Raw genomic sequence first — 6,716 nt, 5'->3', positions numbered from 1 at the left:
GCCCCCGCCAACGAGAACATCGCCGGCTGAAACCAATCTGAGGAAGCTGCCTTGGCCATTCCGCTCCTGCAGGTCGCCCGCGTGGGCGCCTACATCGTCGGCAAGCACCTGTCGCGGCAGAAACGCTATCCGCTGGCGCTGATGCTCGAACCGCTGTTCCGCTGCAACCTGGCTTGTTCCGGCTGCGGCAAGATCGACTATCCCGATCCCATCCTGAACCAGCGCCTGTCGGTGCAGGAATGCCTGGAGGCAGTCGACGAATGCGGCGCCCCGGTGGTGTCGATCGCCGGCGGCGAGCCGCTGCTGCACAAGGACATGCCGGAGATCGTGCGCGGCATGATCGCGCGGCGCAAGTTCGTCTACCTGTGCACCAATGCGCTGCTGATGGAGAAAAAGCTGGACCAGTACCGGCCCAGCCCGTATTTCATCTGGTCGGTGCATCTGGACGGCGACCGCGAGATGCATGACCGCTCGGTGTGCCAGGAAGGCGTGTACGACCGCTGCGTCGAAGCGATCCGGCTCGCCAAGGAACGGGGCTTTCGCGTCAATATCAACTGCACGCTGTTCAACGATGCCGAGCCCGAGCGCGTGTCGAAGTTCTTCGACTCGGTCAAGGCGCTGGGCGTTGACGGCATCACCGTATCGCCGGGCTATGCCTATGAGCGCGCGCCGGACCAGCAGCATTTCCTGAACCGCGGCAAGACGCGGCAGCTGTTCCGCGACATCCTGAGCCGCGGCCGCGCCGGCAAGAACTGGGCCTTCAGCCAGTCGACGCTGTTCCTGGACTTCCTCGCCGGCAACCAGACCTACCGCTGCACGCCGTGGGGCAACCCGGCGCGCACGGTGTTCGGCTGGCAGCGTCCGTGCTACCTGGTCGGCGAAGGCTATGCCAAGACCTTCCGCGAGCTGATGGACGACACCGACTGGGACGCCTACGGCACCGGCAACTACGAGAAGTGCGCGGACTGCATGGTGCACAGCGGCTACGAAGCCACCGCGGTCGCCGACACCTTCGCCCATCCGCTCAAGGCGCTTGGCGTAAGCCTGCGCGGCGTGCGCACCACCGGGCCGATGGCGCCGGATATCCCGCTGGACAAGCAGCGGCCGGCGGAATACGTATTCTCGCGCCACGTGGAGATCAAGCTCGAGGAAATCCAGCGCGCGCAGCCCTGCGCAAACCAGGCCGCCCGGCGAACCGGGGCCAGCGCCGCCGCCACGCACTGAGTGCGTACTACCGATGGCCGCCGAACCGGCAACGCTCACCGCCACCCTGCTGGGTGCCGCGCTGGCGTGCGTGTCGGCGGGGTATGCGCTGGCTGCGGCCTGTCTGTCGCGGCGGGGCCTGGCTCCGGCCGAAAGCGCCGGCGCTGCGTCGGCGGCGGTCAGTGTACTCAAGCCATTGTGCGGCGCTGAGCCACGGCTGTACGAGAACCTGGCCACGCTGTGCCGGCAGCGGCATCCGGCCTTCCAGCTGGTGTTTGGCGTACGCACTGCGGATGATCCAGCGGTCGCGGTGGTGGAGCGGCTGCGGCGCGACTATCCGGATTGCGATATCGCGCTGGTGGTCGATCCGCAAGTCCATGGCTCGAACCTCAAGGTCAGCAACCTGATCAACCTGTTCCGGCAGGCCAGCCATGATGTGCTGGTGATCGCCGACAGCGATATCGCCGTGCCACCTGACTACCTCGTGCGCGTGACCGCGCCGCTGGCCGATGCCGGCGTGGGCGTGGTCACCTGCCTCTATCGCGGCAACGCGGTCGGCGGGTTCTGGTCGCGTGTCGGTGCGCAGTTTATCGACGACTGGTTTGTGCCCTCGGTGCGGGTCGCGCATGCTGCCGGTTCGCGACGCTTTGCCTTTGGCGCGACGATTGCGCTGCGGCGCGATGTGCTGGCTGCGATCGGCGGGTTCGAGGTGTTGGCGGATCGGCTGGCGGATGACTTCTGGCTGGGTGAGCTGACGCGGCGGCTTGGGTGGCGTACGGTGTTGTCCGATGTCGTGGTCAGCACCGATGTCGCCGAGGATCGGTTGGTTGCGCTGTGGCGGCACGAAGTGCGCTGGCTGCGGACCATCCGGTCGCTGAAGCCGTTGGGTTTTGGGTTCACGTTTATTACGTTTAGCTGGCCGATGTTGGCGGTGGGCCTGTGGCTGGCGCCGCTGCCTGCGGTTTTCGTGGTCGCCATCATCGGTGCGATCGCGCGCAGCGTGCTGGCGGGCAGCATTGCGGCTGCCGTGCGGGCGCCGTTGCGTGACGGGCTGATGCTGGCGGGGTGGGCGGTTGCGCTGACTGGCAAGAGGGTGCGGTGGCGCGGACAGGTGCTGTCGGTGGTTGATGCGCAGCACTCCGGGCAAGCGCCCGCCCTCTCCCCCGCCCCTCTCCCGCAAGCGGGAGAGGGGAGAAAACAAGCGGACCGTGAGCCGCCATCGCGTTATTTCGCAAGCCGTCTTGCCGCAGCGTCCGTTGATGTGACGGCGTTGACCGCACCGGCGGTTTGCTCCCCTCTCCCGCTTGCGGGAGAGGGGCCGGGGGAGAGGGCCGGCGCATCCACGAAGTCCCTGCCCCAACGCAACGCCATCATCGGCATCCACTCCCAGAGGCCGCAATGAAAAAAACCCTGTTCCTCCAGGCCCCTTCCTTCGACGGTTTTGACGGCGGCGCGGGCTCGCGCTACCAGGCCAGGCGCGAGATCAAGTCGTTCTGGTACCCGACCTGGCTGGCCCAGCCCGCCGCGCTGGTGCCCGGCAGCCGCGTGCTCGACGCGCCCGCCGACGGCCTGTCCGTGCACCAGACGCTGGACATTGCCATCGACTACGAGCTGGTCATCATCCACACCAGCACCCCGTCGTTCCCCACCGACGCCAAGTTCGCCGAGGCACTGAAGCAGCGCAAACCCGACGTGATGATCGGCATGGTCGGCGCCAAGCCCGCGGTCGATCCGGGCGGCACGCTCGGGGCCAGCGACGCCATCGACTTCGTCTGCCGCGAGGAGTTCGACTACACCTGCCAGGACGTCGCCGCGGGCAAGCAACTGAAGGACATCGCGGGCCTCAGCTACCGCCTGCCGGACGGCTCGCTCGAACACAACGGCCAGCGCCCGATGATCGAGAACATGGACGAGCTGCCTTTCGTCGCTCCGGTCTACAAGCGCGACCTGAAGATCGAGAACTATTTCATCGGCTACCTGAAGCACCCGTACGTGTCGATCTATACCGGCCGCGGCTGCCGCTCGCGCTGCACCTTCTGCCTGTGGCCGCAGACCGTGGGCGGGCACCGCTACCGCACGCGCTCGGTCGAGAGCGTGATCGCCGAGGTCAGATGGATCAAGGAGAACATGCCCGAGGTGAAGGAGATCATGTTCGACGACGACACCTTCACCGACTTCAAGCCGCGCGTGGAAGAGATCGCGCGCGGGCTCGGCGAGCTGGGCGTCACGTGGTCGTGCAATGCCAAGGCCAACGTGCCCTACAGCACGCTGAAGATCATGAAGGAGAACGGCCTGCGGCTGCTGCTGGTGGGCTATGAGTCGGGCGACGACCAGATCCTGCTGAACATCAAGAAGGGCCTGCGCACCGATATCGCGCGCCGCTTCACCGAGGACTGCCGCAAGCTGGGGATCCAGATCCACGGCACCTTTATCCTCGGCCTGCCCGGCGAGACGCACGAAACCATCGAGAAAACCATCGAGTACGCCAAGGAGATCAACCCGCACACCATCCAGGTGTCGCTGGCCGCGCCCTATCCCGGCACCACGCTGTACCGGCAGGCGGTGGAGAACGGCTGGCTCGAAGAGAACAAGGTCATCAACCTGGTCAACGACAAGGGCGTGCAGCTCGCGGCGATCAGCTATCCGCACCTGTCGAAGGAAGACATCTACCACGGCGTCGAGACCTTCTATAAGCGTTTCTATTTCCGCCCCGGCAAGATCTGGGAAATCGTGCGGGAAATGCTGGGAAGCTGGGACATGATGAAGCGGCGCCTGCGCGAAGGCGTGGAGTTCTTCCGCTTCCTGCGCTCGCACGAGGCCTGATCCTGGCGAACGCGATCTCCGATGCGTCGCAGCGCGCGCTGATTGTCACCGCCGACGACTTCGGGCTGCACCCGGCCGTCAATGAAGCGGTGGAGCTGGCGCATCGCGACGGCGTGCTGAACGCGGCCAGCCTGATGGTGGGCGCGCCGGCCGTGGCGGATGCGGTCGCGCGCGCGCGCCGGCTGCCGTCATTGCGCGTGGGCCTGCACGTGGTGCTGGCCGATGGCCCGGCCACGTTGCCGCGCGCGCGGATCCCCGACCTGGTCGATGCGCACGGCCGCTTCGGTTCGGCCATGGCGCTGGACGGGTGCCGCTTCTTCTTCCTGCCGCATGTGCGGCGGCAACTGGCCGCCGAGATCCGCGCGCAGTTCGAAGCCTTTGCCGCCACCGGCCTGCCGCTGGACCACGTCAATACGCACAAGCACTTCCACCTGCACCCGACGGTGCTGTCGCTGATCCTGTCGGTCGGGCGCGAATTCGGCCTGCGCGCGATGCGCCTGCCGCGCGAGGCGGGCGCGCCGCTGCTGCTGCGCCCTTGGCTGGCGCTGCTGCGCCGGCGGCTGGATCGCGCCGGCATCGCCCACAATGACTACGTGGTCGGACTTGCCCGCAGCGGCCAGATGGACGAAGCGGCGCTGCTGGACGCGCTGGCGCGGCTGCCCGCCGGCGTCGGCGAGATCTACCTGCACCCGGCCGTGGTGTCGGGCGAAGCCATCACCACGTCGATGCGCGGCTATCGGCATGCCGACGAACTGGCCGCGCTGCTGTCGCCGCGCGTGCGCGCGGCGCTGGAGCATGCGGCCGGACGGCGCGGCGGCTTTGCCGACGTGCTGGCGTGCTGAACCCGAACATGAAACGCATTGCCATCCTGACCGGCCTGCTGGGCCTGCTGGCACTGACGGTGCTGGTGATCCACCAGGGCCTCGGCGATATCGCCACCATCGTCGCCCAAGGCGGCTGGCTGCTGCTGGCGCTGGTGCCGCTGCACGCGCTGCCGCTGCTGCTCGATGCGCAGGGCTGGCGCGTGCTGCTGACTTCGGCCGATCCGCACGAGCATGCGAGCCTCTCATTCCTGTGGTGGGTCGCCACCGTGCGCGAAGCCACCAGCCGGCTGCTGCCCACCGCCAATATCGGCGGCGAACTGGTCGGCATCCGGCTGTCGCGGCTGCGCATCCACGACACCACCGCGGTGGCCGCCAGCGTGGTGGTGGAGGTGATGACCACGCTGTTCGCGCAATACCTGTTTGCTGCACTGGGCGTGCTGATGCTGGTGAGCGCGCTGCAGGACAGCGGCCAGGCCTGGATCATCCTGGCGGGGCTGCTGCTGTCGCTGCCGGTGCCGATCCTGTTCGCGCTGTCGCTGCGGCACAGCGGCATCTTCGAAAAGCTGGAAGGCGCGGCGCGCCGGCTGTTCGGCGCAGACCACCGCGTGGTGGCGATGATCGACGGCGCCCGGCTCGACGCGCATATCCGCGCGCTGAACCGCCGCCGCGGCGAACTGCTGCGCGCGTTGAGCTGGCAGCTCGCAGGGCTCGTCACCGGCACACTGGAGATCTGGTTCGCGCTGATGCTGCTGGGCCACCCGGTGCCGTTCTGGCAGGCGCTGGCGATCGAGGCGCTGACCGTGGCGGCGCGCAACGTGGCGTTCTTCGTGCCGGCCGGACTGGGCGTGCAGGAGGCGGTGGTGATGCTGCTGGGCCAGGCGCTGGGCATGGATGCGCAGGTGTCGCTGGCCCTGGCGCTGGTCAAGCGCGCGCGTGAAATCCTGTTCGGCGTGCCCGCGCTGCTGTCGTGGCAATGGGTGGAGCTGCGGCGCTGGCGGCGCGGCCGCGCCCGCGAGGCGGGCAGGAAGGCTTAAAGTGCTCGCGGCGCGAGGGCACCGTCACATCATCGCCACGTCCCATCACTCAGATTTCCGCATTCTGGCGGGCATTATGCGTGGTCAGGTACTTCACCAGCCCGTCCACCCCGCCGCGCGCGACGATATCGGCGAACTGCTTGCGATACACCTCGATCAGCCACGCGCCCATCATGTTGATGTCATAGATCTTCCAGCCATTGGGCGTGCGCTGCAGCCGGTAGTCGATCTGCATCTCGTCGGCCTTGTTGATCACGCGCGTCTGCACCACCACGTCGGTCGCGCCGCTGCCGCCCTTGACCGGCTGGTAGCGGAACTTGACGTTCTGCTCGCGCAGTTGCGAGAGCGACACCGCGTAGCTGCGCACCAGCAGCATCTGGAACTGCTCGTAAAGCTGCTTCTGCTGCTCCGGCGTGGCCGTGCGCCAGGCGCCGCCCACCGCCAGCCGCGTGGTGCGCTGGAAATCCGTGTAAGGCAGGAACTGCTTCTGCACGACGCCGGTGATCTTGCCGAGGTCGCCGGCGCGCGTTTCGGGATTGGACTGGATGGTGCCGATCACGCCCTCCACCGCGGCCTGCACCAGCCGCTCGGGACTGGCGCGCAGGTCGCCGGGCTGGACCGCCTGGGCGTGCACCGTGGAAACCATGGCCACCGCCGCAAGCGGCGCCAGGGACAGCAAACCGTGAATCGTCATGGATGTGAGTGCCGGGAAGAACAGTGGACAGTGGGAAAGCGCCGCCGCTGCTGCAGGTCGGACGCATGGACGTCAGTGTATAGCGGATCGCCGCGCTGATGACCCCCACTGCGGACCCCACTGCGAACCCCACTGCGG

General features: G+C 67.6%; 5 protein-coding genes and 1 pseudogene. 5 read left to right on the top strand and 1 reads right to left on the bottom strand.

The window, feature by feature from the left end; all coding sequences use genetic code 11:
- Positions 1–51 precede the first annotated feature (51 nt).
- From hpnH to AB1I47_RS33110, 5 genes and pseudogenes are all read left to right on the top strand, one after another.
- On the top strand, positions 52–1,224 hold the full coding sequence (hpnH, locus tag AB1I47_RS33130) for an adenosyl-hopene transferase HpnH (protein WP_354687878.1): 1,173 nt from the start codon (positions 52–54) through the stop codon (positions 1,222–1,224).
- Positions 1,225–1,237: 13 nt separating this feature from the next.
- Positions 1,238–2,329 (top strand): annotated as a pseudogene (hpnI, locus tag AB1I47_RS33125) (bacteriohopanetetrol glucosamine biosynthesis glycosyltransferase HpnI); the annotation flags it as partial.
- A gap of 272 nt (positions 2,330–2,601) precedes the next feature.
- The gene (gene hpnJ, locus AB1I47_RS33120; protein WP_354687877.1) at positions 2,602–4,026 is read left to right on the top strand and encodes a hopanoid biosynthesis associated radical SAM protein HpnJ; all 1,425 of its coding nucleotides are present in this window, start codon (positions 2,602–2,604) and stop codon (positions 4,024–4,026) included.
- Between the two features lie 38 nt (positions 4,027–4,064).
- The gene (gene hpnK, locus AB1I47_RS33115) at positions 4,065–4,868 is read left to right on the top strand and encodes a hopanoid biosynthesis-associated protein HpnK (RefSeq protein ID WP_354687879.1); all 804 of its coding nucleotides are present in this window, start codon (positions 4,065–4,067) and stop codon (positions 4,866–4,868) included.
- 8 nt (positions 4,869–4,876) lie between these two features.
- Positions 4,877–5,884 carry a lysylphosphatidylglycerol synthase domain-containing protein gene (locus tag AB1I47_RS33110; protein ID WP_354687876.1) on the top strand — a complete coding sequence of 336 codons (1,008 nt, stop codon included), beginning with the start codon at positions 4,877–4,879 and terminating at the stop codon, positions 5,882–5,884.
- 49 nt (positions 5,885–5,933) lie between these two features.
- Here AB1I47_RS33110 and AB1I47_RS33105 read toward each other — a convergent pair whose 3' ends face one another.
- A complete protein-coding gene (locus AB1I47_RS33105) occupies positions 5,934–6,578 on the bottom strand; it encodes an MlaC/ttg2D family ABC transporter substrate-binding protein (protein WP_354687875.1) in 645 nt (214 codons plus the stop codon).
- Positions 6,579–6,716 lie beyond the last annotated feature (138 nt).

Source organism: Cupriavidus necator (assembly GCF_040578825.1).
Classification (GTDB): Bacteria; Pseudomonadota; Gammaproteobacteria; order Burkholderiales; family Burkholderiaceae; genus Cupriavidus; species Cupriavidus necator_E.
Note: the sequence above shows the minus strand (reverse complement) of the source record. Positions and strands in the feature narration are given on the sequence as shown.